Genomic DNA, 25,264 nt, shown 5'->3' on the forward strand with positions numbered 1-25,264 from the left:
GGTGCTTCGCTTCGACCCGCGTGGAGAGGTGAACCGGGCACTGCTGATCGGCGTGTCCGCGTACGACTCCACGCGGCCGAACGACCCGCACGGCGTCCCCGGCGCCCTCGCTGCCGTGGCATACAACCTCCCCGTCCTGGAAGAGGCGTTGCTGCACAGCGGCGTCTTCCGCAAGGGAGAGATCGTCGTCTCCCGGTCGCCGTACCTGGACTCGTTCAGCGAGTCGCTGCGCACTGCCGCCGACGAGGCCGAAGGACTGCTCCTCTTCTATTTCGCGGGTCACGGGGCCGTGCCCAGCGCGGGCGACGAACTTTGGCTGCAGATGCGAAACGCGCGCGTCGTACCGGGCAGCCGAGCCGTCTTCCCGGGCGCCGACCCCTTTTCCAGCGTGCTGACCGTGCTCGCCACCAGCCGGGCCCGGCACGTGGTCATCGTCCTCGACTGCTGCAACGCGGGCAACGCCGCCCAGGTGTGCGAGGCGCTCGCCGACCGGCGTCGCTTCTCCGTGCTGATGAGCGTGCAGGCGAACAACCGGATCGACACGGGCAACGACAGGACGCCCACGCCGTTCACGGCCCGGTTTGCGCAGCTGCTGGAAGAGGGCATCGACAAGCGGGACACCGACTTCTCGTTCCACGATCTGTCGGAGGCTCTCAAAGCGCACATGCGCACCCACCACCGGACCCTGCGCAACGAGCCGTGGGAGCCGCAGCGTTGGGGCGACACCGACCTCCTCCTCGCCGGCCCCTCCCGCGGGGAACCGACCCCTCCCTCGGCTACGGTCCCGCAGCCTGCGCCGGCTCGCGTGACACCGCCCCGGGATGCCTCGAAGACGGCAGCCGACAGGTCTGCGGAGTCCGGCGGCGACCGGGATCAGTGGTCCGGTTCGCCACAGCCCGGGCGGCCTCGGCAACCAGACCAACCGGCGGAGGTGAGCGGAGGCACCGGTGGACTGCCCTGGTGGCACAACCTGTTCACCCGGCTTCGTTCCTGGGCCCTGGCCGTGCCGGCGGCCGCCGCCCGGGTGCTGATGTGGCTGCGGTGCAGGCCCGGCCACGCGGCGGTCGCCGCGGCCCTCGTCACAGCCGCGGGCATCGGCGGCTACCTGGCCCTGGCCGGCACCGGCTCCGACCAGTCGCCCTGCGGCCCGCCCCTCGAACTGCGGCTGCTCACCGATCCTGACATCGAATCCACCGTGCGCAAGGCCGCGGACGCTTACCTGACGTCCACACCGAACACCACACCCTTTGGCTGCCGGCGCAGCGGCATCACGGTGTACAGCGCGGGATCGGCACAGGCCGTGGCGGGCTTCCACGACCAGTCCGACCCCTGGCAGCGCCCTGTCAGCGACGACCTCGACCCCCAGCGCGACATCGGCCCGCAGCCGGACATCTGGATCCCGGCCTCCTCCGGGAGCGTGGCCCGGGCACAACCGGTGGAGCCGCCCCGCAAGTACCTGGCGCTGGAACCTGGCAGCCCGTTCGCCTACTCCCCGATGGTGCTGTCCGTGCCGCAGAACATCGCCGAGGCCTCGGTGGTCGACCGGACGGGACATCCGCTCACCACACTCAGGGAGCTTCTCACCCGACAGCAAAAAGGCGCCGACGTGCGGCGCCCGGACCCCGAGTACACCGATTCCGCGCTGCTGGCGACCATCGGCCTCTACGGCACCGGTACGGGCGGGGTGAGTGAAGCCGAAGCAAGCGTGGCGCAGTCGGGACCGCCCTCGCTCACGGGCTCCGATCTGCTGTGCACGCTGCCGGACGACAGCAGGACCGACAGCCGCACCGCCGCTCTCGTCCCCGAGTTCCTGATGGTCAGCGGTGTCGACTGCGACCGGACGACGCGCAGCCGGCGGATGGCCGAGTACCCCACGGACGTGCCGGCCCTCGACCCCACCTTCGTCCGGGTGCGCTGGCAGGACGCCGACCGCGACCGGGCGGCTCGCGACGAGGCCGTCCATCGCTTCCAGGTCTGGCTCACTCGAGGCGGCGGCACGACCGGGAAGCCCGCCGGCGGTCTGGACATCTTCGGCGAAGACGGCTTCCGCAGGGTTTCAGGCGCTCATGACTTCCTTGCCACGCCCGAAACGGACACCGGGACCCTCGCCCACCCCGGACGGCTGCCCGGCCCCTCCGATGCCCACACGATGGCCTCAGCCCTGCGGAACTACCGGAACGCCAACGGCCCCGGCCAGGTTCTGTTCCTGCTCGACAGCTCCGGTTCGATGGGTGATCTCTGGGAGGGGCCGGGAGGTGCCCCCGGCATCCTCAAACAGTCGCTCGCAGGCCTCGGCGACCAGGACGAGTACGGCGTCTGGTCCGTGACCTCAGGCGACGGCCGAACGTCGGGCGTGCTGCTGCCCTTCGGCCGCCACCGGCGGGCGGACGCCGAGAAGACGATCGACAAGAAGGCAGCGGTCCGCGACGCCGAATCCGACCCGGACGGCGCGCTGAGGGCCGCCCTGAAGTTCATGGCCGGGCGGGGCAAGGACGACGAGCACCCTCAGCTGATCGTGTACATCACCGACGACGAGGACAACAATCATTTCACCGGCAAGGGACTGGATGTTCTCTCCGACTCGGTGAAGAGAACGGGGATTCCGGTGCTCATGGCAGCCCTGGACAGCGGCGGTTGCGACCGAGGCAAGCCGGACGCGCGCATCTCCGAAGCGAGCGGCGGACGCTGCCTGGACACCAAGGGCGACCTCATAGCGGGCCTGCGGGACGAGGTTGCCCGAACCGGAACGGGGGACGAGTGATGCGATCGCGGACACCGGCCCTGCGGTGGGTACTGGCCGTGCTGCTCACGGCGTGCACCGCCTGCACCGGCGACAGCACCCCCGCGTCGTCCGGTACCACGGCCGTTCCCGACAGCTCCGGGGACATCGTCGTGGCCAGCGGGCGGGACGTCACGGGCAAGGGCGGCGTCCGCCAACAGCTCATCGATACGTGGAACGCGCGACAGGACCGGCTGCGCACGGGCCGCCACGCCCGCCTCGTGGAACTTCCGGGCTCGGCGGACCAACAGCGCAGCCAGCTCCTCGGGGCGCTGCAGTCCGACAGCGCGCAGTACGACGTCATCAACCTCGACGTCACATGGGTACCGGAGTTCGCCGAGGCGGGGCTGATCCGCCCGCTGCCCACGGGCATGGTGGACGCGGACGTCATCCCGTCGGTGGCCGCCACCGCCCGGTGGAACGACGAGGTCTACGCGATCCCGTTCAACAGCGATGTCGGGCTGCTCTACTACCGCACCGACTACCTGAAGAAGGCGGGAGTCCAGAACACCGACCTGAGCAAGGGCCTGGACTGGGCGAAGCTGAAGGAGCTGATCGACACGCTCGACGAGTCGAGCGGCAACGACAGGCCGAGAGGCTACGAGAAGGGCTGGACCGCACAGTTCGGCGCGTACGAGGGCCGCACGGTCAACGGTATGGAAGCATTCGCGTCCGCCCAGGACGCCGTCACCCTCACCGACGACCAGGGCCGCTACACCGCCTCGGTGCAGGGCCTGGAGAACGGCCTCGCCGAACTACGCGGCCGCACCCAAGGTCCGTACCTCCTCAAGGACGCCCTCCACTCCGACGAGGACGAGTCGCTCACCGACTTCACGAACGGCCGGACGGCGTTCCTGCGCCACTGGCCGTACGCCTACCGCACCCTGCATCAGTCCCTGGACGGCACGCAGCTGGGCGTGGCGCCGCTGCCCGGCAAGGCGGTACTCGGCGGGCAGAACCTCGCGCTGACCCGGTCGTCCGGGCAGCAGCCCGGGGCGCGTGACCTGATCGGGTTCCTGACCGGCGCAGAGAGCGAACGGTGTCTGCTCGACGCGGGGTTCGCCGCCACACGCACGTCTGCCTACCTGAACGACGACGTCACCTGCCGCTCCGAGACGCCCTCCGCGGCCGCGAGCGCCACCGCATCCCCCTCGCTGGCGGGCGAGAGCACCGACCGGATGCCACGCGACACCCGCGGACGGCCCCGGTACGCCCCTGACATCCTTCTCCCGGCACTCACCGACTCCGTGTCCCGACCGCGCACCCCGCTCTACGGAGCGTTCACCCAGACCTTCGCCACCGAGCTCGGCAAGCTCTTCACCAACGACCCGCCGAGCGACAGCGAACTGGCAAAGGATCTGGACAAGTCACTCCGCCATGTCCTGCCCGCCGGCTGAGCCCCGCACTGAAGCTTCCCGTTGATCGTGGACACCTGAAGACTTCGACGTGAGGTTCCAGGTGTCTACGGCCCGGCAAGGACCGCAACTCTGACTGCGGACACAGACGTTCGAACTCGCCCCGACAATTGTCCCGCACGCCTGCTGGAGCCGGTTCACCGCCGCCGAGTCCGCGCGGCCCGTACCGCGCTCGAGCACCACCACGAACCTCAGACGACCGGCACTCCGGCTAGCTTGACTTTGGCGGGGATCTTGGAGAGGCCGGTCAGGTTCCCAGGGTTCGCCAGGACTTCAGCCGGGGTATCTCGCGCTGGTCGAGGTAGTGCTGGAAGGGCTGCTCCGGAGGACCCTCGTGCTTGTTCCGGCCGCCGTGGATCGTGCCCGCTACTTCACGTCGACGTAGTCGCCCGCGGCGTTGACGGCCGGGGTGGTCGAGGTGCCGGCGAAGCTGTAGCGGAAGTAGCCGTCGACGGTGGCCGTCGTGGTCGTCTTCAGGAGGCCCTTCGAGTACGACGTGCCCGTCTTGAGGGTGGTGTACGTGTTGCTGGTCTTCTTGCGGAACTGGAGCTGGACCGGCTGGGCGGTGTAGCCCGTGTACGTGCCGGTGTCCCAGTTGGCGCGCGACAGCAGACCGGTGACGGTGACGGGCGTGCCCTTCGTGACCGGCTCCGGGGCGGCGTTGGCCGTCAGCTTGGAGTAGCGCTGGAGCTTGGTGGTGGCGAGCGCGCCCTGGTCGGTGTAGCCGACCTTGCTCCAGTCGGCGTTCTTGTCCACCGGGTCGATGCCCTTCAGCGCGATCGCGACGCCTGCGGCCCTCCAGGTCCCCGCCTCGTCGTTGCGCAGGTCGCCGTACTGCGGGTAGACGTCGATGGTGGCCTTGCAGGTGGCGGCGGTCGACGAGGTCACGGTGCAGGAAGGAGCGTCGTCGCCGTACAGGTAGTCCACCGTCTCGTAGAAGTCTCCGTGGTAGAGCTCGAGATCCAGCAGGAAGTCGTCTGCGGTGATGTCCACGGACGCGGCGTGCTTGACGCTGAAGGTGACCGGGACGGAGACCCAGTGGGTGGTGCCGACGACGATCGGCTTGCCGTTGTTGACCTTCACGTTGGAGAAGGTCAGGTCGAGCTTGTAGGGCTCTTCGGCGTCGCCCGTGGAACCGGTGAACGCCGTCTTGCCCGACGCGGGGTGGACGGCCTCGCGGACGGTGGCGATATCCGCACGACGGCCGGCGGAACCGTCAGCCTGCGCGCCGGGAACAGCGAGGGAGGAGAGAGCCAGGGCACCGGAGACGGCGGCCACGGTGGCACGAATGCGCATGCGTTTTTCCAGGTGGAGAAAGGGGCCAGGCAGGAGGTTGGTCTGACGGTTCGTCGACACCACACAGGCGGCCCAGATGATCGCGAAGTCTGCCGGCCCAGGTGATCCAGGCGGCGACACAGCGCAGATCGTTGCACAAAGAATGAAGATTCTGCGTGCGCATGACCAAGATCACAACGGGCGGGCGCCAGCCCACCGCCGCCGGACACAAGACGCAGGACACAAGGACGCCACGGCCCACAAGCCCCTCATCTTTTGCCAGCGGGGACGCCCCGCCAGCCGCCTGAGCGCGCGCCCCGCACAACACTCCAAGACAGCCTTCCTTTCCGTTAGTTCAGTACTTACCGGGGAGAGCTGCTGAAATGTCTTGGTATTTCAACATGAAGTGGTGTACATGCCGTCAGGGTCGGCCGACGTCGAGGCTGTGGTTGGAGGTGCGGCCGTCAAGGGACGGTTCGCAGTGCCGGTGGCCTTCGACGGGGAGGGTCGTCGGAGCCTACGGCCCTTTACGTCACCGAGGCCGCGAGATCCTGCTGCGTTCAGCCCCGTTTCCGGGTCCTGAGGGGATGCCCGTGCGTATCACCCTGCCGCGGGTGAAGGGGATGCCGTCCAGACCGTCGGCTTACGCCGAGGGCGCCGCCCCACCCGACCAAGATCGGCCACCCCTTCACGCGCTGGTCGATCCGCAAACTAGCCGCCTACCTGCGGAAAGTTCACGGCCGCGTGATCCGGATCGGCCGCGAGGCGGTACGGTGCCTGCTGGCCCGCCGCGGCGTCACATTCCAGCGCACCAAGACCTGGAAAGAGTCGCCGGACCCCGACCGGGACGCCGAGCTCGACCGTATCGAGGAGGTCCTGGAGCGGTTCCCCGGACCGGGTGTTTGCGTTCGACGAGTTCGGGCCGCTCGGCATCCGGCCCATGGGCGGGTCGTGCTGGGCGCCTGTTGGTCGCCCTGAACGGCATCCCGCGACCTACCACCGCACCCACGGGGTGCGGTACTTCCACGGCTGCTACGCGATCGGCAACGACACCCTGTGGGGTGTCAACCGATGCAAGAAGGGTGCCGCAAACACCCACGGCCCGGAGTTTTCATTTGCCGCAATGCATCGGCTGGGGACTTGGCTGTGGGCCGACCGAAGACTCCGGGGGCAGTGCCCATGATGATGATCTCTACGCCGTAGATTAGGTGCATGGTGGAGGGGACGCAGGGCGCGGCGAGAACACAGCTACCGCAGAGACAGAAGCGTGGGCGGCACGCCGCTACGAAGTCTGGCGTGGCAGAGGGCGGGCTGATGCACTCGTCCATGCTGATGGCAGCGGGGACGGTGGTGTCCCGGGCAACGGGCCTGCTGAGAACAGTCCTACAGGCCGGGGCACTCGGGACGGGACTGCTCGCTACAACCTACAACCAGGCCAACGTGGTGCCGGCGAGCCTGTACTTCCTGCTCATCGGAGGTGCGCTGAACTCGGTACTGGTACCGCAGCTGGTGAGGGCCAGAATGGAGCAGCCGGATGCCGGACGGGCCTTCGAGCAGCGCCTGGTCACCCTTACGATGTCCGTGCTGGGAGTCGGCACGCTGCTGGCCGTTTGGGCGGCTCCGCAGATCATCAGCCTCTATCAGAGCGACTCACCGGCCAACCACGAAGCGTTTCAGCTGACGGTGGTCTTCGCGCGGTTCCTACTCCCGCAGATCTTCTTCTACGGGCTGTTCAGCATCCTGGGCCAAGTGCTCAACGCCCGGAACAAGTTCGGCGCGATGATGTGGACCCCGGTCCTCAACAACGTCGTTCTGATCTCCATGTTCGGCGTATACCTCGGCATGATGACCGTCCCGGATTCCGTCCAGGACATCACCCAGACTCAGGTCACGCTGCTGGGCGCGGGCACCACCGGCGCTCTGGCGATCCAGGCTCTTGCTCTGATCCCTTTCGCCAGGGCCGCCGGCTTTCGGTTCCGCCCGCGGTTCGACTGGCGCGGCACGGGCCTGGGCAAGAGCATCAGCGCGGCCCGCTGGACGCTGCTGTTCGTCCTGACCAACCTCGTGGCCAGTACGGTGGTGACCCGCTATGCCTCCGCCGCAGACGCAGCACTGCCCAATGGCGGCGTGGGGTTTTCCGCCTACACCTATGCGCAGACCATCTGGTCGCTGCCGCAGTCGGTCATCACTGTCTCGCTGGTCACCGCCCTGCTGCCGCGGATGAGCCGGGCCGTCGCCGAACACCGTCTGGATGACATGCGCGATGACCTCTCCCGGGCCCTGCGGATCAGCGGCGTCGTTATCGTTCCCGCCGCCTTCTTCTTCGTGGCCCTCGGCCCGCAATTGGCGCAGGCTAACTTCGCTCACGGGGCAGCCGATTCAGCGTCCATCGTGCCGCTGGGCCAGATGCTCCAGGCTTTCGGACTCGGCCTGATCCCCTTCTCTGCGCAGTACATGCTGCTGCGCGGCTTCTATGCCTTCGAGGACACCCGGACCCCGTTCTGGATGGCCGTGTGGATCAGTACGGCGAACATTGCCCTGGCCACCGTCTGCCATCTGCTGACGCCCCCGCGATGGGCCGTCACCGGCCTGGCGGGCGCCTACGCCGCCTCGTACGCCATCGGCCTGCTTATCACTGCGATGCTGTTGCGACGACGACTCGACGGTCGGCTAGACGGCAAAAACCTGTGCCGCACCTACAGCAAGCTGACGGCTTCTGCGCTCGCGGCGGGAGCGCTGGGATGGCTCGTGGCGCGCTCATGCTCCAGCACCGTCACCTCGACCACCTGGGCACCCACTCTTGGCCTCGCTGCGGGCGGTCTCACGATGCTCCTGGTGTTCGTGCTGCTCGCACGAATCTTGAAGGTCAACGAGCTTCGGAGCCTGCCGGGCCTGGGGTGAGCGCCCGGTCTGATGTGGCTGTGTGGTTATCACGGTCGCTCGGTGCCTGGGCCTTCGGGCTGGGGGCGTGGCGAGACCGAGTGGACACCTGTCGGCCAGTCTGTGGACGAGGGTTCCAGAAAGCCCCGCTTTAGGAGTTCGATCTGAGCCCACTCCGGAAGCCGTCGTCGAGGGGTGCGACGGCCCGGCAGGGATGCTGGTGTACGCCCCCGTCCGGCGTCGTTGATGTCAGCCGTGGATGTCAGAAGCCTTCTGATCCGTAGCTCTAGCCAGTTCGGTCAGCGACGGTCATTCCGGTCGCTCCGAGGACTCTGAGGGACGCCAATGGGCGGTGGCAGTCGCTGGGGCTGCGGTACCGCGCTGCTGTACGGCTTGCTTCGCTGCCAGATTCCGGGCGTGAGCTTCGCGTCATAGTCGGCGGTCTGACGGGCCACCGGGACGCTGGTGGCCGTTGGGATCAACCGCTCGTTTCACGATCCACTAGCCCCGGGCTTTCATGAGCCAGCTGAGGGTGGCCAACATGTCCAGGAGTTCTTTGACCTGGGGCGATAGGGCATTCCTGGGTCCTGCTGGGCAGTGAGGGGACCTTCACTCCTCGGGTGAAGACCAGTAGCGGGTGATCGTCGACTGGGGTGTCGGCCCGGAGGTTCCCGGTAACTCTGTGAGGGTCGACCGGTGGGACAGGTGCCCCTGCGACAAAACTCCTTGCTGAGCGGTGGGATGGCGACCTACCGTCGGTCGGCCCACACCGCTCCAGACCCGAAGGACGTAGATGTCTTTCCGCCCCGCCGTCGCCGGTGACGCCGACTTCCTCTGGCGCATCCTGCTCGAGGCATACAACTGGAACGGCGATCAGCGGTTCACTGCCGAGCAGCTCGCCGCTGAGCCGCACGCCGCGCGCTACCTCGTCGGCTGGCAGCGCAGGGACGACTTCGGGGTTGTTGCAGAGACCGACGCCGGCGAACCGATCGGTGCGGTCTGGGCGCGGCACCTCCCCGAGAGTGAACCCGGGTACGGTTTCGTCGCTGCGGACGTTCCCGAGCTGACCCTCGGCCTGTTGCCCGAACACCGCCGCCGCGGGCACGGCCGGGCTTTGATGGAGGCGCTGATCCGGGCCGCCGCCGCAGGACCGGCCCCAGTCGCTCGGCTCAGCCTGAGCGTCGAGGACGGCAACCCCGCCGTGCACCTCTACGCTGCCCTCGGCTTCACCCGGGTCGGGCGTAGCGGCAACTCGGACACCATGGTTCTGGACGTCCAGACCTGCCCCACGCCACTCAACAATCGTTGATTCCCGCGCCCCGCTTTGCACTTGGTCCGCTTCCTTATCAGATCGATCACGGGGGTCTGCCAACGTCAGCCAACGGCCCCTGGCGTAGGTCGATCGTCCACTGAGGTCCGGCGCCGACCGCGGTCGTTCGCGCTTGTTGGTGTCAGCCGCTGGTGTCAGCCGCCGCACGCGATCTTGACAAGGGCTGTCCTAACGGTCGTCGGGCATACTCCAACGGTGAATCTGACTGCGGACCTACACCTTGATGGGCGACGGCTGCGCACCTTGACCCCGGACGATGCCCCCCTGCTGGTCGAAGCAACGGCTAGGGAGACCAACAGTGCCCTGTGGGGGCCGCATCCGGCGGGACCGTACTCGTTGGCGCAGGCGCAAGGCGCGTTGCGCGATTGGGATCCTGCCAGCGAGCGACAAGTGTCCTACGGGGTCGTCGATGACGGACATCTCTTGGCGGCGCTCGGGCTCATGATGGACGAGGAGCAGGGTTTCGAGCTGGCGTACTGGGTGCGGCCCGAGCATCGTCGGCGCGGGATCGCCCTGCGCGCTATTCAGGTGCTCACGGAGTGGGCCCACCAGGACGTCGGTGTGCCGCGTCTGTGGCTCGAGATCGATCCGGAAAACGTCGGCTCGCAGCGACTCGCGTCTCGAGCTGGTTATCGCCTGGAGAAGCGGCTGCACCGTCATTGCCGCTCGTGGGTGCGTGAGGATCCAGAGGACGACGTGTGGCACGACTGCCTTATCTGGAGTCACATGGCGCCTTCCTCTGTCAGCACCTGATCGCGCTACCCGTACCCCCCAGAAGTAGCCTCGCGACCGATCCACCACTCAGAAGCATCCACGTCTGTGTGCTCGACAGAAGTCCGACTCGCTTGCTGCCGCCTGAATGGGCTGACGCGACATCACGTCAGCCTTCAGGTTTCCGTGGTGGTCCTTTGAATCGCAGCGGGCCGTGCCGACCCGTGCAGGCCGCGTCGTGACACCATGCGCGTCGGCCGTCGCCCGCCCGCGGCCGGCGCGCTGCCTTACACGTGCTGCTCTGGGGCCGTGAAGGGGCCGGTCGCGGGTGCTACGCACATGTCCACGACGGTCTCCTCGCCGGCCGCCGAGCCGGACAGGCAGAGCCGTCCGCCCTGGTCGCGCAGATCGAGGAAGAATCGCGTAGCCGTGCCGAACCGCTTGAGGCCGTGGATACGCTCGTCGACATAACCGAGGCCGTTCAGGATCGCCCTGACCTTGTCCGGGGTGGGATTCTCCACATCCCACAGCGCCTGCGTGATGCGCTCTTCATGGAGGCTGCCCGCGCACCAGTCGCGAGCGTTCAGCTCTACCTCCGGCCCCGCCGTGGGGGCGGCGGGCTCGATCGCGTCATCCGGTGGTGTCTGCCCGGACGGCAACACCCTCGTCGGACCGGTCGGCGGCGCCTCGGGCGCAGCGCTCGGCGGGCACTGCTGCGCGATCTCGCTCAGCATCTTCGCAAAGGCGGCGCTGGAGCGGGCCCCGACGGTGTCGGCGGAGCTGCCCTGCGGTGCGCCGGCGTCTGTCTTCTCGGTGCCGCAGGCTGTGAGGGTCAGCGCGGTGAGGGCCGCCATGGCGAGCAGGGGGCGCAGGCCGTGCGGGGTGCGGGTGAACGTGCTGGTCGGGGCGGGGTTTCGTCTCATGGGCACAGTCTCCGGGTCGCCCGCCGCCGCGACGTGAGTACAAGTACTCATGGGGGCAGGGGTACTTGCTCAACTTCGCGTGAGACGTGAGCACACGTCAGCCATCAAAGTGCCACGGGTGCCGTGGGCTCTCAGTCCCACGTGAACACCGACCTCGCGGGGGGGAATCTGCCACCCCGCTCGAGCCGGGACCTGCGGGCATCGCCGGGCAGGGTGCGCGGGGCTTTCATTCCTGTGCCCCGCCGAGGTGGTGAGCTTCCCGGTCCGCTGACCATGATGGCGGCGGCGGGCGGCCTGGACCGACTCCACCCCCCGGAAGTCCCAGGCCGCCCTCCACGCCCAGCCAGACCAGGGGCCACGCCGACTTCTACAGGGAGCGTGGCCATTGACATCCTCCCCGCCCTAAAGGCGGGGATTCTCGCCTGGCTGCCGGTGGTGACTGGCTGGGCCTTCGGGTGGGTTCCCCGTTCAACGGGCGGTGCCTGGCGTGGGGTTTCCACTCCAGGGCTGACCGGCCCTCCGGGGGCGTTTAGCCTCTCCGCCTGCCCGGCGGCGAGGATCACTCGCGACGCGTTGAGGTCACGGTCATGTTCGGTACCGCAGCCGCTGCACCGCCAGGTGCGTACGTGCAGCGGCTTCTTCCCGTCCACGACCCAGCACACCGAGCACGTCTGGGAGGAGGGCAGCCAGCGGGAGACGACGCCGACGTGACGGCCGGCCCGGGCCGCCTTGTCCTCCAGCACGCGGCGGAACATGCCCCACGCAGCATCGTGCACAGACTTGGCGAGGCGGGTGCGGGCCAGGCCGGAGACCGCCAGGTCTTCGAGGTAGACCGCTTGGTTGTCGCGGACCAGCCTCGAAGCGTTCTGGTGACACCAGTTTCTGCGCGCGTCGGCCACCCGGGCGTGCGCACGGGCGACCTTCAGCCGTGCCTTGGCCCGGTTCCTCGACCCCTTCGCCTTGCGGCTCAACGCCTGCTGCGCCTTCCTCAGTCTCCGCTCGGCACGCCGCAGGAAGCGGGGGTTGTCGATCACCTTGCCGTCGGAGAGAACGGCGATGGGGGTCCCCCCGGACGAAGTCTGGGGGAGGGTCAGGCCGAGGTCGATGCCGGCCTCGGCTGTTACGGGCGCGAGCGGCTCGGGCTCGACCTGGACGACGAAACTCCCGAAGTACCGGCCCGACGGATCCTTGATCACGGTCACCGAGGATGGAGCCGATAGTCGAAGCGCAGCCCTCTACCCCTAATCTTGCGAGGGCGCCCCGAGTATGCGCCGTTTGGGGGATTTTTTCACGCGATCAGAGGATTCACGGGTATCGAGGATGCTTCATCCTGCGCCGCAGGCGACCATGGAGATCAATATCCTGTTTCGCCGGCATGGAGCAAACGGCTTGAGTACTATTAACGAGCCCCACGGCGTCAACGCACCCGAAGAATACGCAAATGAAATTCCGGTGCGCCGCAAACGGCCCGGCAGCGTCGTGGTCAAGTGGCTCACCACCACTGACCACAAGACGATCGGCACACTTTATCTGACTACGTCGTTCGGGTTCTTTCTCATCGGCGGCATCATGGCATTGATCATGCGCGCCGAACTGGCACGGCCAGGTATCCAGTTCATCTCCAACGAACAGTACAACCAAGCATTTACCATGCACGGCACAGTGATGCTGCTGATGTTCGCGACGCCCCTGTTCGCCGGTTTCACGAACTGGATCATGCCGCTGCAGATCGGCGCGCCCGACGTGGCGTTCCCGCGGCTGAACATGTTCGCCTACTGGCTGTACCTCTTCGGCTCGACGATCGCGGTCGGCGGCTTCCTTACCCCGCAGGGCGCGGCCGATTTCGGCTGGTTCGCCTACAGCCCGCTGTCGGACGCGGTCCGCTCGCCTGGCGTCGGCGCCGACATGTGGATCATGGGTCTGGCCTTCTCCGGCTTCGGCACCATCCTCGGCGCGGTCAACTTCATCACCACGATCATCTGCATGCGCGCTCCCGGCATGACGATGTTCCGTATGCCGATCTTCACCTGGAACGTCCTGCTCACCGCGGTTCTGGTGCTGCTGGCCTTCCCCGTCCTCGCGGCGGCGCTGTTCGCCCTGGAGGCGGACCGTAAATTCGGTGCGCACGTCTTCGACGCGACAAACGGCGGAGCCTTGCTCTGGCAACACCTCTTCTGGTTCTTCGGCCATCCAGAGGTGTACATCATCGCCCTGCCGTTCTTCGGCATCGTCTCCGAGGTCATCCCGGTGTTCTCGCGCAAGCCGATGTTCGGTTACATGGGCCTGATCGGCGCGACCATCGCGATCTCGGGTCTCTCCGTGACCGTGTGGGCGCACCACATGTACGTCACCGGTGGCGTCCTCCTCCCGTTCTTCTCCTTCATGACGTTCCTCATCGCCGTACCGACCGGCGTGAAGTTCTTCAACTGGATCGGAACGATGTGGAAGGGCGCACTGTCCTTCGAAACGCCTATGCTGTGGACTGCAGGCTTCTTGGTGACGTTCCTTTTCGGTGGTCTGACCGGCGTCATCCTGGCCTCGCCGCCGATGGACTTCCACGTCTCCGACTCCTACTTCGTGGTGGCGCACTTCCACTACGTCGTCTTCGGCACCGTGGTGTTCGCGATGTTCTCCGGCTTCCACTTCTGGTGGCCCAAATTCACCGGCAAGATGCTCGACGAGCGTCTGGGCAAGATCACCTTCTGGACGCTGTTCGTGGGCTTCCACGGCACGTTCCTGGTGCAGCACTGGCTGGGTGCCGAGGGCATGCCGCGCCGTTACGCGGACTACCTCGCCGCCGACGGCTTCACCGCGCTGAACACGGTCTCGACGATCAGCTCGTTCCTGCTCGGCCTGTCGATCCTGCCGTTCCTCTACAACGTGTGGAAGACGGCCAAGTACGGCAAGAAGGTCGAGGTCGACGACCCGTGGGGCTATGGCCGTTCGCTCGAATGGGCGACGTCCTGCCCGCCGCCGCGGCACAACTTCCTCACCCTGCCGCGGATCCGCAGTGAATCCCCGGCGTTCGACCTGCACCACCCCGACATTGCCATCGCTGAGCTCGCCTCCTCCTCGGAGGCCCATACATGATCGAGCGAGACTTCTCGTGAGCGGGCCGTCCTCTCCCCCACCCGAAAGCGAAATGGCTAACGCTTTGGAGGGCTATCTACTCTGGGAGGCCGAGATCTCGGACGCAGAGCGGCGTGCACAGAACTTTGTACAGGCCATGGACTGGCTCACTACAGCACAACGCGAAGAGATTGCGCAGCACTACACCAGGGAGAGGCTTTCCTCGGCACGCAAGGATGTCGAACGACTCGCTGCCCGATGTGTTTCGCTTCGTGCCGAATACGAACACCGGTACCGACAGCTTCGTACGCGCTGCCTGGCTTGGACCCTCGTCATCTGTTCCGGATTAGCTGGCGCTTGGGCCCTCTTGTCGTTCTCGTAAAGACGGAAACCCTGCTGGCGCGCCGTGCCGTACCGATCCGCTGGTCGACTCACCGCGTGGGCGTCGGCAGAGCCGGCCGACGGGCCAGGAGGGGGAGCAGCAAAGGCGGGAGTTCCCCGACCGCGCGGCTGAGGACTCCCGCCAAGTGGGCCGGCGTGGCCAGCTGCGAGACCTGCCTGCGGCGGGCCTCTAAACCTCGCGACGACGCGCCATCAAAGGCTCACCCTCGAGAGCTCACTCGTAGGCTTGCGGGCCGGGCGGTGCGTCGAGTCGTGCATGGCAGCGTGTCGTTGACCGCTGATCTCGCTACTGGAATCGCACGGGGCGGTGGGCGGCTCCGACCTGCCGGCAGCACGGCCTGGGACCGGATCGACTCGATCGCCTTTGCCAGCTCCTCTGTATAGACCCTTACCGAGCACAGCCCGGAGGGCACAGACACCCGCTGCCTGGCGTACTACAGCCCGTTGATGCTCGGCGCCACCGACTTCGAGAACCTGCATGTCCAAGCCGGCCGACTCAGCGACGCCGGAATCTTGTATGACAACCCCGAGGTCGACTTCAGCCCGTCCAACCTCTGGGTCGAGGACCACTCGTGGGTCGTCTGCACCGACTACGACCTGTGGGCCACCAAGGTGGCAGGCCCCGCACCGCTCATCGAGGCTCTCCTGAATGACAGCGATATCGAGGCGGTACGACTGCCCTGGGCCCCCTGAGCCTGACCTCCGCCCGAATTAGATAAAGAACAAGTTCAGGCCGGGGGTGAATCGCATCTCAGGGCTGTTCTGACCTCAGCTGTGGGCACGGGTCCGCACTGTCTACCCGGGGCCCACGGCCGACCGCGCTTAGTCCGGGCGCTTTTGCTGCGCGATGTAGTCCTTGACCACCTGGAGCGGCGCACCGCCGCATGAGCCCGCGAAGTACGAGGGCGACCAGAACCGGCCGTGCATGATCGCCCGGTTGACCCGGCCGGGGAACTCCGCGCGCAGGCGGCGGGACGAGACGCCCTTGAGGCTGTTGACCAGGCCGGCGAGCGCGACCTTCGGCGGGTAGTGCACGAGCAGGTGGACGTGGTCGGCCTCGCCGTTGAACTCCTTCAGCTCCGCTCCGAAGTCCTCGCAGACGTTGCGCACGTCCGTGTGTGGACCTGCGGGGCGTGCGGGGCCGTCCTGGACCGGGACATCAACGCGGCGGTCAACGTCGCCAAGGCCGCCGGACTGGCGGCATCAGCCTGTGGAGCGCAGGTAAGACGGGCACCCGTGCCCGCACCGCGCAGCGAAGCAGGAACCCGCCCGGAGCTGCCCACCGCGTCGCCGCAGTGGGAGCGGATTGGAATCCCGGGCCTTTAGGCCCGGGAGGATGTCAATTCCTGTTGCTCCCAGAGGTGCAGCCGTCGGACTACGTCATCGCGCCGATCGGCAGCCTTCTGCTCGGCGGGATCTTCGGGCTCACGGGGCTGTACGAGAAGCGTCGGCAGCGTCGTCTGCGACGGCTGGGGCAATGGTACGGCGCGTGAGCGAGCCATCCCGTACAGGAAGGTCACGTTCTACAGGTGGAGATCTGCCCGCGGGAGACAGAACCGGCATCATGGGCGGGCCGTCCGGCGGCCGACTCAGCAGCGCTGTCGCTAAACTTGCCCGGCCGTAGGCCCGATCAGGTCGCGAGGGCCTGGGCGAGGGTCGTATAGCAGGCGATGATCGTGTCGAGGCCGACGATTTCGACGACCCGTTGGACCGGTTCGCTCAGGGCCGCCATCCGGAGCTGGCCGCCCGCCGCGGTGGCGTCACGGTTCGCGGCGACCAGGACGTTGATAGCGCTGGAGTCCATGAAGGTGACCGCGCCCAGGTCCAGTACCGTCAGCGCCGGGGTACTGCCCTCCTCCATTCGCAGTGCCTGGCGCAATGTGCCGGTGGTGTCGGCATCGAGTTCGCCGGCCACGGCCAGGACATGGATCCCGTCAACGGTGGTCTGCGTGATCGACAGGCGCGCAGGCGGTCCGGCCCTATGGTGAATGTCTGCCACGTGCCCTTCAACAAGTCTCGTCGTGCCGGGTCATCGCCTTCGAGGTGAAGACCCCTCAAGAACCGCATCCTACGGACAATGCGGCTCGGTGGCTGTGCCCCAGGTAACGTCCCGGACGGTGCGTGGGCGCTACCGGGCGGGGTACACGGCGAGAACGTGGAAGCGGGCAGAGATGGATCAATCATCTACGGACATCACAGGCAAACAAGTGGAGGCGCCTTCGTCAATGAAGGCCTACCTGTCCGTGGACGTGGACGGCTCCCCTATCGCGCAGGCCCGCCACCTCGCCGTGTCCTTCCTCTCCACGGTGCGCGACGCACACGGCATCGCGGTGACAGACTCCACCGTAGAGATCGTCCAGCTGATCGTGAGCGAACTGGTCACCAACGCCCGCAAATACGCGCCCGGCCCAGCCCTCCTGCAACTGCACGTCACCGGCAACACCCTGCGCATAGAACTGTGGGACAGCAACCACCTGCCTCCCTCCGTGAAAGCCCCCAACCCCGGGCGGATCGGACAACACGGCCTGGAGATTGTCACCGCCCTCGCCCAAAGCATCAGCATCGAGGCGACGCCGCCCGGCAAACGCATCATCGCCACCGTCATACTCGCCACGGCATGACAGCCCCAGCGTCTCTCTCACCGGGCACGGCTGTCGGCAGCATGATCAGGTCGGGGCTTGTTCCCTCGCCACGGAACGCCACGACCAGGTCCCCTGGTCGCTCCCCCACGGCGCTCCGACGGGGCGCACGCTGCGTTCTTGTCCGTCGGCCAGGCGCACCCAGGCACCGAATAAGCCCGCGAAGGAGATACGGGCATGCTCACGCATGGAGGGGTTCAGCCGTTCAGGGGCGTCTAGGGGTGGTCGGTAGCAAGCGACCCCCACAGGGTCCATGTGGCGACTGACCGGTCAGAACTCCCAGACGTCTGGTCCGCCCCCGCGCCAGTCGATCAGTGCCGTCGCTTCCACCCATGCCGGATCCGGATCGTCCAGGCCGGCCCGCCGCAGGAACTCCGCGATGTCCTGCAAGCTGTACGCGAGCCCAAGGATCTCCCCATCGAGCCGCACCCGCCGGCCACCCTGCTCGTCCGGCGGGTACACGATGATCGGCAACGTGGTCATATGGCCAGCCTCGCCCGGGCCAGGAACGGGCGCACGGTGGACTGGACCAGCCGGGCATGACAGCCCCGGCCCGAATCACCCCCGGGACAAGGACGTCGCGCTGCGGGAGCGGCTATGCCCAAACAAGGCGAGTTCAGCGGATGTCGGCGCAGGTTGGGTCGCTGGTAGGCAGGGCAGCGGGGACGTGCATAGCCGTCGGCGTACCGGTCGGAGGCGTCGAACGGTTCGGCTTGGCCGATGAGCGAGTTGCCCCGGTCGTCGCGCACGGTGCCGCGCATCGCGTTGGTGGAGGCGCGGGAGGAGTCGAGGTGAGTGCCGACGGGATGCACGACCTCCACGAACCTGTGGTTCGGCGGCCGTTCGTTGTCCGAGATGGAAGCACTGTAGGAGGCAGCACTGACAGGCCAGGGGCGAATCCCATCGCGGCCGGAACCGTTTTCAGGGACCCCTACGGTTCACGCGGGGCTGTGCCAGGAGCGCAGCCGGTCGGCGATGTCGTAGACGGTGAGTCGTAGGGCGCGGATGTCGGTGATCAGGTCTCGCCATGGTTCGAAGGAGTCGTCGACTTCCTGCCCCGAGGCCCGGATGTAGGCCACCGCGACGCCGTACGCGAAGTACGCGTTGCGGGCTGGCAGCGGGCGCAGCAGGACCAGTTGTTCCAGCAGGGCGGCGGCCCGCCAGTAGGCGTCGGGCTCGCCAGAGTCCATCTGGGGGGTGTTGACCCGGTGCCGGGCGATGGCTGCCACGAGGCCGGGTGATCCTCGGACTCCCACGGTCTTTCCCCGCTCTGCCGGGGAAAGACCGGCACCAGGCGAGGGGGAAACTGCCACAGATGCCGGGCCACGGCCGCCTCACAGCAAGCCGCCCCCTGCCCGACCAAGAGGCCGGGGCGGGGGGGCGGTACATACTCGGCAGCTCCCGGTGGTCGGGAGGATTGTCAGTCCTTGGCGATGGCCCAGCCGAGGAAGATCCCCACCACCATTGCGACACCGCCTGCGGCCCTCACCGCCACCGTCCCGCTCTGCATCGCGGTGAACGTCGCGGGCATGCCCGCCTGCGTGGCTGCGCCCTGGGATACTGAGATCGAGGCACCGGGCCGAAACCAGGCCCAGGTCGCCCGTACGATGACCGCCGTGACCACCCGCCGCATGCTCGGCGCCGGCCCCGAGGCTTCCGCCCAAGGTCCGCGCCGCCCAGGCTGATCTCCTCTCCCAGACCTCGCCCCGCACCTCCGACTGAGCCCTATCACCGCCCCCTCGGCGTAATCATGCTCGGCTCGCCGTACCCGTCGACCATCCAGGCCGCGTGCTCCCAGACCAGCTCGGTGCCCTCGGCAACTCGCGCATGCGGGGAGGGCGAGACAGCGGCAGCATGGACGCATGGACCAGCAGAGCGCGGTCGTCGTGATCGACATGATCACTACATACGATCACCCCGATGCCAACCTGCTACTCCCATCGGTGGAGAAAGCCGTCCCCCGGATAGCGAATCTCCTGGAGCGGACCCGGAAACATCGAGTACCAGTCATCTACGTCAACGACAACTTCGGGCAGTGGCGCTCGCACCACGGCGAGATCCTCGAGACGGCACTGTCCGGGCCCCGGTCCGATCTGATCGAGCCTATCCGCCCCGACGAGGAGTCCCTGTTCGTCGTCAAGGCACGGCACTCGATCTTCTATGAGACGCCACTGGCCTACCTGCTGAACCAACTGGGCGTGAATCGCGTGGTCTTGTGCGGACAGGTCACAGAGCAGTGTGTTCTCTACTCCGCTCTCGACGCCCACATCCGTCACCTGCAGGTGACCGTCGCCAGGGACGCCGTCGCGCACATTCACCCCGACCTGGCCGAGGCGGCACTGCAGATGATGCAGACCAATATGAATGCGGAGATTGATGACAGCGGTGCTCTGAAGTTCTGACCCCGTCGGTTCGGCCCACACCACTTACCGACTCGCTCATCTCGGCGCCGTAGTGATCGGAGCGGGCCCCAACGGTTTGGTCGCAGCCAACCTCCTGGCCGATGGGGGCTGGGGCGTGGAGGTACTGCAAGCCCAGGACACGCCCGGCGGCGCGGCGGCGGTGCGGGGGTGTGCCGGGCTGGGGGCAGGCGCAGTGGCGGCTGCCGCTGCGGGACGCGGTGGTGTTCGGGGAGGTCGTGGCCGTGGGGGCAGCTCTGGTCGATACGCGGCTGGTGGAGCGGGTGGGCCGGCAGGTGCAGCACGGCCTCATGCAGGCGGCCCCGGACGCCGGCTCTCGACCGGATCAGGAAGCGGCGATGGGCGGTTGACTTCGATATGCCGAAGCAGGGCGGCAGCGCGGCTGCCAGGCACAGCCACTGACCAGGACTTAAAAGCCCATCCCTTCACCGCTTCGGGTTGCAGTCGTAGAGGGAGAGGGTTCCGCCGGTACGACGACCGTACGCGGTGGGCCGGACCCGGGTGCAGTGGGACTTCACCCAGGTGGTGGCCGCAGTGGTGGGGCGCTTGGTGGTGAGCAGTGCATAGCGCAGTTGGTGGGTGGTGACGAGCGTGCCGAGTTGCCGGGTGCTCGGGTAGGGGGTGAGGCCGGTGAAGCCGCCCATGACGAGCGTGGGCTCGGACTTCGCGCGGAGCAGAGGCTCGGCGGCGTAGGCGGCCTGGGTGGCGAGCAGGTATTTCTCGCCGTGTCGGTGTGCGGTGACGTACCGGAGGATGGCGGTGTCGCGGGCGCCCGGCTCGTCGAGCCCCACCCTGGGCACGGGCCGGTGGTTGCGGAGGGCGGCTTCGTACCCGAGGCCGACTGGGCCGGCCGTGGGTGAGGTGGAGGCGCCCGCGTACATCGGGTCGAGGCAGGCGAAGGACCAGCCGGCCGGGACGACCAGCATGGCCGCGATTCCGGCGGCGAGGGCGCTGTGGACCAGGCGCGGGGAGGTGCGGGGCCCTCGGATCCACAGGCCCGCCGCGCCGCACAGCGCGAGCATCGCGGCGATCGGCAGCAGCCAGGGCAGGAAGCGGGTGGGCCAGTCGAGGACCAGGGCCCACAGCGTCGTCAGCGCGATGGCGGCCGGCAGCGCCACACGCCGCTGACCACCCGCCTCGTACTCCGAGCGGAAGAGTTCGAGGCCGCCGCCGGCCAGCGCGGCGAGTGCCGGGGCGATGACGGCGGTGTAGTAGGCGTGGTTGCCGTTGGACACGCTGAACACCAGCGCGTGCACGGCCAGCCAGCCGCCCCAGAGCACGAATCCGGCGCGCAGCGGATCGGTCCGCGGCTGACCGGAGCGCCAGAGGATGCCCAGGACGGCGGCGGCGATAGCGAGCGGCAGGAACCAGGCGACCTGGGGACCGACGTTGTGGTTGATCAGCATGGTCAGGCCGGTGTTGCCGTGCGTGCGGCTGGCGGCGGTTCCCGCGACGGCGCCGAAGGCCGTGGGATCGCTGCTGAAGCGGCTCAGGCCGTTGTAGCCGAAGACCATGGCGAACGCGCTGTTGTTGGACGTTCCGTCGAGGTAGGGGCGGTCGGCGGCCGGTGTGGCCCAGGCGAGCAGCACCCAGGAGCAGGAGACCGCCAGGGCGATGGCGCCGGCCGCCAGCGACCGCAGGGCCCGGTTCAACGGCGTTCCGGGCGCCACCAGTTGATAGACCAGGGCGAAGACCGGAAGCACCAGCCACGCCTGCAGCATCTTGGCCTGGAAGGCGAGCCCGACCCAGACTCCGCAGGTGATCAGCGGCAGCAGCCGCTCGGTGCGCACGGCTTTCTGCAGCGCTCCGGCGGCCGTCACCAGCAGCAGAGTGAGCGCGGTGTCCGGGATGGTGGCCCGGGTGAGGACCACGGTGACCGGGGTGAGTGTGAGGACCAGCGCGGCGGTCAGTGCCGCGAGCGGCCCGGCCCAGGCCCGTACGATCCGGTGCAGCAGCCACACCGTGAGCACACCCTCGACGACCTGGGGCAGCGCGGCCGCCCAGGTGTGCGGGCCGAAGAGCCAGACGGAAACGGCCTCGGGCCAGAACGCGCCGGGGAGCTTGTCGATGGTGATCGAACCGCTGGTGTCGAGCCCGCCGTAGAAGAAGGCGCGCCAGCTGCTGGCCATCGAGCGTGTCGCCGCGCCGTAGAAGGGGTGGAGGGCGGCGTGCCCGATGCCCCAGGAGTACAGCCCCACGGCGGTGACCAGCACCGCGGCGAGCGCGCCGCGCTCCCAGCTCTGGAGGGCTTCCGGTCGGCCGGGGCGAGAGGGCTTCGCCCGTCGGCTTCGGCGCGCGCCGGTGGGCGGGGCGGCGGGGATGGTGGCCATGGCAGGGGTCCTTGGATCAGCGGGCTGGTGGGGCGGTGTGTTCACAGGCGGCGGGCCGCCCTGAACCCGCGGGCGTAGAAGTCGGTGCCGTCCAGCAGCGAGTGGCCGGACAGGTCGCCCAGGGTCGGGCCGTTGGCGGCGGAGCGACTGGAGTAGAAGCGGTGCCGGCCCTGGTCGTCGAGGCCCATGTACATGCCGCAGTGGTCGATGAAGTTCGGCCGGTTCTTGATGATGGCGAAGAAGACCAGGTCCCCGGGCTGCAGAACGTCGAGTTCGGTGGGCTGGGTGTTGGTGTGCGGGATCACCATGCGGCCGGGTCCGTAGGCGGCGATGGCGAAGGCCCGGCGCGGCAGGCCTGCGCCCTTCGTGTTGGTGTTGTGCAGGGGCAGGCCCATGCGGTAGCCCCACACCAGGCGCTGGAAGCCGGAGCAGTCGACGTCGCCGTAGCGGGCCTGCTCGGGCTGCGCGCGCGTGCCGTCCGAGAAGGTCCAGGGAATGCCCAGGTAGTCGTAGAAGTCGGACTGCTCGTCGTGGTAGGCGAAGTCCAGGGGGCTGTCGACCGCCTGGTTGCGCGGGCCGAAGTGGGCGGTGCCCGCGTAGCGCACGCCGGCGCTGTTGTGCTTGTCGGGGGCGCCGGCGCTGCTGTACTGGAACGCGGCCGCGAAGACGTCCGGTCCTTGATCGGTGAGCGTCTTGGTGAACCATGCCTTGAACCAGGCGGACTTCTCCATGCCCTCCTGCCAGGCGTGCGGCAGGACCCGCACCCAGGCGTTGGTGGTCACGGTGGCGTCGGTGGTCCGCGGCTCGCTGAAGGTGCGGCTGGGCCCGGCAAGTACGGCGGTGCGGGCACCGTCGGTGAAGGTGGCGAGCGTGTCGCCGTCGGCGCCGCGGACGACGGTGCGGCCGGGGTCGGACAGCCGCTCGTAGCTGCGGCTCCCGGGCCGGCTGCTCGCGCCGCTGCCGCCGCCTGCGTCGTCACTGTCCTTGCGGTGGCGGTTCCAGACGTAACCGCCCGCCACCCCTGCGGCCGCCACACCCGCGACCGTCCCGAGCACGGCACGGCGGGTCGGGCGGTTGCGCCTGCCGACGGGTTCAGCGTGCATGGCCGGTACTCCTTGTGGGTGTGGGGTGCGGGGGTGGTCAGGTCAGATGGTGGGCAGGGCGCCGAGCAGCAGTCCGACGACCAGGACCACGTAGGTGGCCAGCGTCACCGCCGTGGTCGAGATGAGCGTGGCCCCCAGCGGCTGGCGGACCATCTGGTAGGAGACAAGTCCCGGGACGATGAAGCCGAGCGTCTGGGACGTGTAGAGCAGCGGGTACTCGTGGCTGAGGGCGAGCATCACCGTGGTCTGCATGAGCACCGCGCACAGCACCACGGCGGCGAACAGCCGCTTGCCGTAGAGGATCACTGTGCGCTGGAGCAGCCTGGTCATGAAGTAGGTCAGCGCCGAGACGCCGACCATGAGCGCCGCCAGCTTGACGTCGGTGATGAGCGTCAGGGCGATCCAGCCCGGGGTGATCATTCCCCCGGGCGAGAGGTTGGTGGTCAGGTAACAGATGAGCGAGAAGACCAGCCCGAGGGCGATCCCGAGCGCGGCGGTCTGTGCGGTGAGATTGGCGGGGATCACTAACGGTTCCTCGGGGACTGGTGCGGATCGTAGGAGTGGTGCTGGTCGTCTTGTGTTCGCTCGGCGTCGGGCCGGTCGTTGCGGGCGGCGAACCGGCGGGCGAGTTCGCGCTGCCCCGGGATGTGGAGTGTGTATGTCGGTGTCTCCAGCGGTGCCACCCAGCTGTACGGCTCGGGGGTGGGCGGCCGGGACAGTGCCATCTGCTGGCGGGGAAGGGCGATCTGCATGGTCTCCTGGTCCAGGCCGTCGCCCGCGGGCACGGAGGCGAGCTCGTCCTCGGACTCGTCCAGCGGCAGTTCGGCGAGGCATTCCAGGAACAGCTCGCCCTGGCCGTGGATGTTGCCGATCGCGACCAGTGAGGAGGCGGGGCCGAGTTCCGCGAGGATCGCCGTGGTCAGCTCCTGGGGGTCGCGGCGGTCCCCGCCGAGATCCACCACCTGTCCGGTGAAGCCGGCCGGAATGGCGTCGCGGGCGCTCTTGGTCGGGTGGCCGATCAGGAAGACGGTCTGCGGGGCGAGGTCGGGGATGATCGTGCCCATCTGGCCGTTGCGCTCCACCCGGTCCGGGCGGCAGTTGATGATGACGTTGAGCGGCTGCCGGATCGCGCCCAGGTCCTGCAGCTGCTTGACGTTCATCAGCGTCGACTCGGGGTCGTTGGCGGCGAAGATGTTGGCGAAGCGGAGCCGCTTGCCCTCGGGCGTGATGTAGCGCTCCACAGACAGCACACCCGGGTCGGGGGGTGCGTCCCACATGCCCTGCAACGCCGTCTGCCGCTCCACACCGAGCAGTTCGGCGACCGCGAGCGCGATCGCCACGTTCTCCTTGAAGGTGAACCAGCTGAAGCCGCGCAGTTCGGCGTCGCTCACCGACTCCGGATCGACCGAGACCAGACGGCAGTTCCGCTTGTCGGCCTCCTCCTGGAGGATGTGCAGACGGTCCTTCTCCGCCGTCACGCACACTCCGCCGACCGGCATGGAGCGGGAGAGCGAGCGGGCCACGTCGTCCAACGTCGGCCCCATCTCCTCCAGATGGTCCTCACGGACGTTGCACAGGACGCCGATGGTGGAGCGGATCAGCTTCTCCTGGTTGATCTCCTGCAGCGCGGGCATCACCGCCATGCACTCGATCACCAGCGCGTGCGGCCGGTAGGTCGCCGCCCGCCGTACGATGCCGATCTGCTCGACGATGTTGGACAGCCCGAACTTGCGGTAGATCGGCTCCTCGGTGGCATCCGGGTGGATGAACCGGGCCGCGGTACCGGTGGTCTTGGCCACCGTGATCAGGCCGCCGCCGCGCAGCGCGCCCGCGCACAGCCGGGTGATCGAACTTTTGCCGCGGATCCCGTTGACCAGGACCCGCGTGGGTATCTGGTTCAGCGAGTCGAAGTGCCGCCGCTGCTCCACGATTCCGGCGATCCACAGCGCGGCGCAGCACAGCAGGACGATGACATAGAGGAAAAGCAC

At 68.0% G+C, this 25,264-nt stretch carries 20 protein-coding genes and 5 pseudogenes; 13 read left to right on the forward strand and 12 right to left on the reverse strand.

What is annotated here, in order from left to right; genetic code table 11:
• Positions 1–28: 28 nt before the first annotated feature.
• Together ACFRIC_RS40290 and ACFRIC_RS40295 are read left to right on the forward strand one after the other, a co-directional pair.
• Positions 29–2,761 (forward strand): VWA domain-containing protein, encoded by a 2,733-nt coding sequence (locus tag ACFRIC_RS40290; protein ID WP_382796837.1) that lies wholly within the window; start codon positions 29–31, stop codon positions 2,759–2,761.
• The gene (locus ACFRIC_RS40295; RefSeq protein WP_382796838.1) at positions 2,761–4,176 is read left to right on the forward strand and encodes an extracellular solute-binding protein; all 1,416 of its coding nucleotides are present in this window, start codon (positions 2,761–2,763) and stop codon (positions 4,174–4,176) included. Before ACFRIC_RS40290 ends, ACFRIC_RS40295 begins: the two co-directional genes overlap by 1 nt.
• 384 nt (positions 4,177–4,560) lie before the next feature.
• Here ACFRIC_RS40295 and ACFRIC_RS40300 read toward each other — a convergent pair whose 3' ends face one another.
• Complete coding sequence (locus ACFRIC_RS40300; protein WP_382796840.1) at positions 4,561–5,490, reverse strand: hypothetical protein; 930 nt, start codon at positions 5,488–5,490, stop codon at positions 4,561–4,563.
• Between the two features lie 654 nt (positions 5,491–6,144).
• On the opposite strand from ACFRIC_RS40300, the pseudogene ACFRIC_RS40305 reads away from it, so the two are divergent.
• The 4 genes and pseudogenes from ACFRIC_RS40305 to ACFRIC_RS40320 form a co-directional block, all read left to right on the forward strand.
• Positions 6,145–6,565: pseudogene (locus ACFRIC_RS40305) on the forward strand (IS630 family transposase); the annotation flags it as partial.
• A 116-nt stretch (positions 6,566–6,681) separates the two neighbouring features.
• Positions 6,682–8,370 (forward strand): murein biosynthesis integral membrane protein MurJ, encoded by a 1,689-nt coding sequence (murJ, locus tag ACFRIC_RS40310; RefSeq protein WP_382796842.1) that lies wholly within the window; start codon positions 6,682–6,684, stop codon positions 8,368–8,370.
• A 772-nt stretch (positions 8,371–9,142) separates the two neighbouring features.
• The gene (locus tag ACFRIC_RS40315) at positions 9,143–9,658 is read left to right on the forward strand and encodes a GNAT family N-acetyltransferase (protein WP_382796844.1); all 516 of its coding nucleotides are present in this window, start codon (positions 9,143–9,145) and stop codon (positions 9,656–9,658) included.
• A gap of 216 nt (positions 9,659–9,874) precedes the next feature.
• Positions 9,875–10,432, forward strand: a complete 558-nt coding sequence (locus ACFRIC_RS40320) for a GNAT family N-acetyltransferase (protein WP_382796846.1) — start codon at positions 9,875–9,877, stop codon at positions 10,430–10,432.
• A gap of 245 nt (positions 10,433–10,677) precedes the next feature.
• Here the strand turns inward: ACFRIC_RS40320 and ACFRIC_RS40325 are convergent, their stop codons facing one another.
• Complete coding sequence (locus ACFRIC_RS40325; protein WP_382796848.1) at positions 10,678–11,313, reverse strand: hypothetical protein; 636 nt, start codon at positions 11,311–11,313, stop codon at positions 10,678–10,680.
• Between the two features lie 131 nt (positions 11,314–11,444).
• Positions 11,445–12,515 carry an RNA-guided endonuclease TnpB family protein gene (locus tag ACFRIC_RS40330; RefSeq protein WP_382796849.1) on the reverse strand — a complete coding sequence of 357 codons (1,071 nt, stop codon included), beginning with the start codon at positions 12,513–12,515 and terminating at the stop codon, positions 11,445–11,447.
• Positions 12,516–12,702: 187 nt separating this feature from the next.
• Between ACFRIC_RS40330 and ctaD the strand changes: the two genes are divergently transcribed.
• Positions 12,703–14,403: a cytochrome c oxidase subunit I gene (gene ctaD / locus ACFRIC_RS40335; protein WP_382796922.1), complete on the forward strand. Its 1,701-nt coding sequence runs from the start codon at positions 12,703–12,705 to the stop codon at positions 14,401–14,403.
• Between the two features lie 894 nt (positions 14,404–15,297).
• Positions 15,298–15,477, forward strand: coding sequence for a hypothetical protein (locus ACFRIC_RS40340; RefSeq protein ID WP_382796850.1), 180 nt, complete (start codon positions 15,298–15,300; stop codon positions 15,475–15,477).
• 129 nt (positions 15,478–15,606) lie between these two features.
• Here ACFRIC_RS40340 and tnpA read toward each other — a convergent pair.
• A pseudogene (gene tnpA / locus ACFRIC_RS40345) lies at positions 15,607–15,894 on the reverse strand (IS200/IS605 family transposase); the annotation flags it as partial.
• On the opposite strand from tnpA, the pseudogene ACFRIC_RS40350 reads away from it, so the two are divergent.
• Positions 15,892–16,110, forward strand: a pseudogene (locus tag ACFRIC_RS40350) (zinc ribbon domain-containing protein); the annotation flags it as partial. The pseudogenes tnpA and ACFRIC_RS40350 overlap by 3 nt on opposite strands.
• 23 nt (positions 16,111–16,133) lie before the next feature.
• On the forward strand, positions 16,134–16,277 hold the full coding sequence (locus ACFRIC_RS40355) for a hypothetical protein (RefSeq protein WP_382796852.1): 144 nt from the start codon (positions 16,134–16,136) through the stop codon (positions 16,275–16,277).
• Positions 16,278–16,414: 137 nt separating this feature from the next.
• Here the strand turns inward: ACFRIC_RS40355 and ACFRIC_RS40360 are convergent, their stop codons facing one another.
• Positions 16,415–16,783: an STAS domain-containing protein gene (locus tag ACFRIC_RS40360; protein WP_382796854.1), complete on the reverse strand. Its 369-nt coding sequence runs from the start codon at positions 16,781–16,783 to the stop codon at positions 16,415–16,417.
• A gap of 226 nt (positions 16,784–17,009) precedes the next feature.
• Between ACFRIC_RS40360 and ACFRIC_RS40365 the strand changes: the two genes are divergently transcribed.
• Positions 17,010–17,405 (forward strand): ATP-binding protein, encoded by a 396-nt coding sequence (locus tag ACFRIC_RS40365; RefSeq protein ID WP_382796855.1) that lies wholly within the window; start codon positions 17,010–17,012, stop codon positions 17,403–17,405.
• Between the two features lie 288 nt (positions 17,406–17,693).
• Here the strand turns inward: ACFRIC_RS40365 and ACFRIC_RS40370 are convergent, their stop codons facing one another.
• Complete coding sequence (locus ACFRIC_RS40370; protein WP_382796857.1) at positions 17,694–17,906, reverse strand: hypothetical protein; 213 nt, start codon at positions 17,904–17,906, stop codon at positions 17,694–17,696.
• A 455-nt stretch (positions 17,907–18,361) separates the two neighbouring features.
• Complete coding sequence (locus ACFRIC_RS40375) at positions 18,362–18,652, reverse strand: toxin Doc (RefSeq protein WP_382796858.1); 291 nt, start codon at positions 18,650–18,652, stop codon at positions 18,362–18,364.
• 633 nt (positions 18,653–19,285) lie between these two features.
• Between ACFRIC_RS40375 and ACFRIC_RS40380 the strand changes: the two genes are divergently transcribed.
• Together ACFRIC_RS40380 and ACFRIC_RS40385 are read left to right on the forward strand one after the other, a co-directional pair.
• The gene (locus ACFRIC_RS40380) at positions 19,286–19,825 is read left to right on the forward strand and encodes an isochorismatase family cysteine hydrolase (RefSeq protein ID WP_382796860.1); all 540 of its coding nucleotides are present in this window, start codon (positions 19,286–19,288) and stop codon (positions 19,823–19,825) included.
• 52 nt (positions 19,826–19,877) lie between these two features.
• Positions 19,878–19,979 (forward strand): annotated as a pseudogene (locus ACFRIC_RS40385) (NAD(P)-binding protein); the annotation flags it as partial.
• 139 nt (positions 19,980–20,118) lie between these two features.
• On the opposite strand, the pseudogene ACFRIC_RS40390 reads toward ACFRIC_RS40385, so the two are convergent.
• The 5 genes and pseudogenes from ACFRIC_RS40390 to pgsB form a co-directional block, all read right to left on the reverse strand.
• Positions 20,119–20,252: pseudogene (locus tag ACFRIC_RS40390) on the reverse strand (IS5/IS1182 family transposase); the annotation flags it as partial.
• A 16-nt stretch (positions 20,253–20,268) separates the two neighbouring features.
• Positions 20,269–22,173, reverse strand: coding sequence for an ArnT family glycosyltransferase (locus tag ACFRIC_RS40395; protein ID WP_382796861.1), 1,905 nt, complete (start codon positions 22,171–22,173; stop codon positions 20,269–20,271).
• A gap of 41 nt (positions 22,174–22,214) precedes the next feature.
• A complete protein-coding gene (locus ACFRIC_RS40400; RefSeq protein WP_382796863.1) occupies positions 22,215–23,276 on the reverse strand; it encodes an NlpC/P60 family protein in 1,062 nt (353 codons plus the stop codon).
• A gap of 42 nt (positions 23,277–23,318) precedes the next feature.
• A complete protein-coding gene (locus ACFRIC_RS40405) occupies positions 23,319–23,801 on the reverse strand; it encodes a poly-gamma-glutamate biosynthesis protein PgsC/CapC (protein ID WP_382796865.1) in 483 nt (160 codons plus the stop codon).
• Positions 23,801–25,264 (reverse strand): poly-gamma-glutamate synthase PgsB, encoded by a 1,464-nt coding sequence (pgsB, locus tag ACFRIC_RS40410; protein ID WP_382796867.1) that lies wholly within the window; start codon positions 25,262–25,264, stop codon positions 23,801–23,803. The genes ACFRIC_RS40405 and pgsB overlap by 1 nt, the downstream gene beginning before the upstream one ends.

The organism is Streptomyces sp. NPDC056738 (genome assembly GCF_042790435.1).
In the GTDB taxonomy this organism is placed as follows: Bacteria; Actinomycetota; Actinomycetes; order Streptomycetales; family Streptomycetaceae; genus Streptomyces.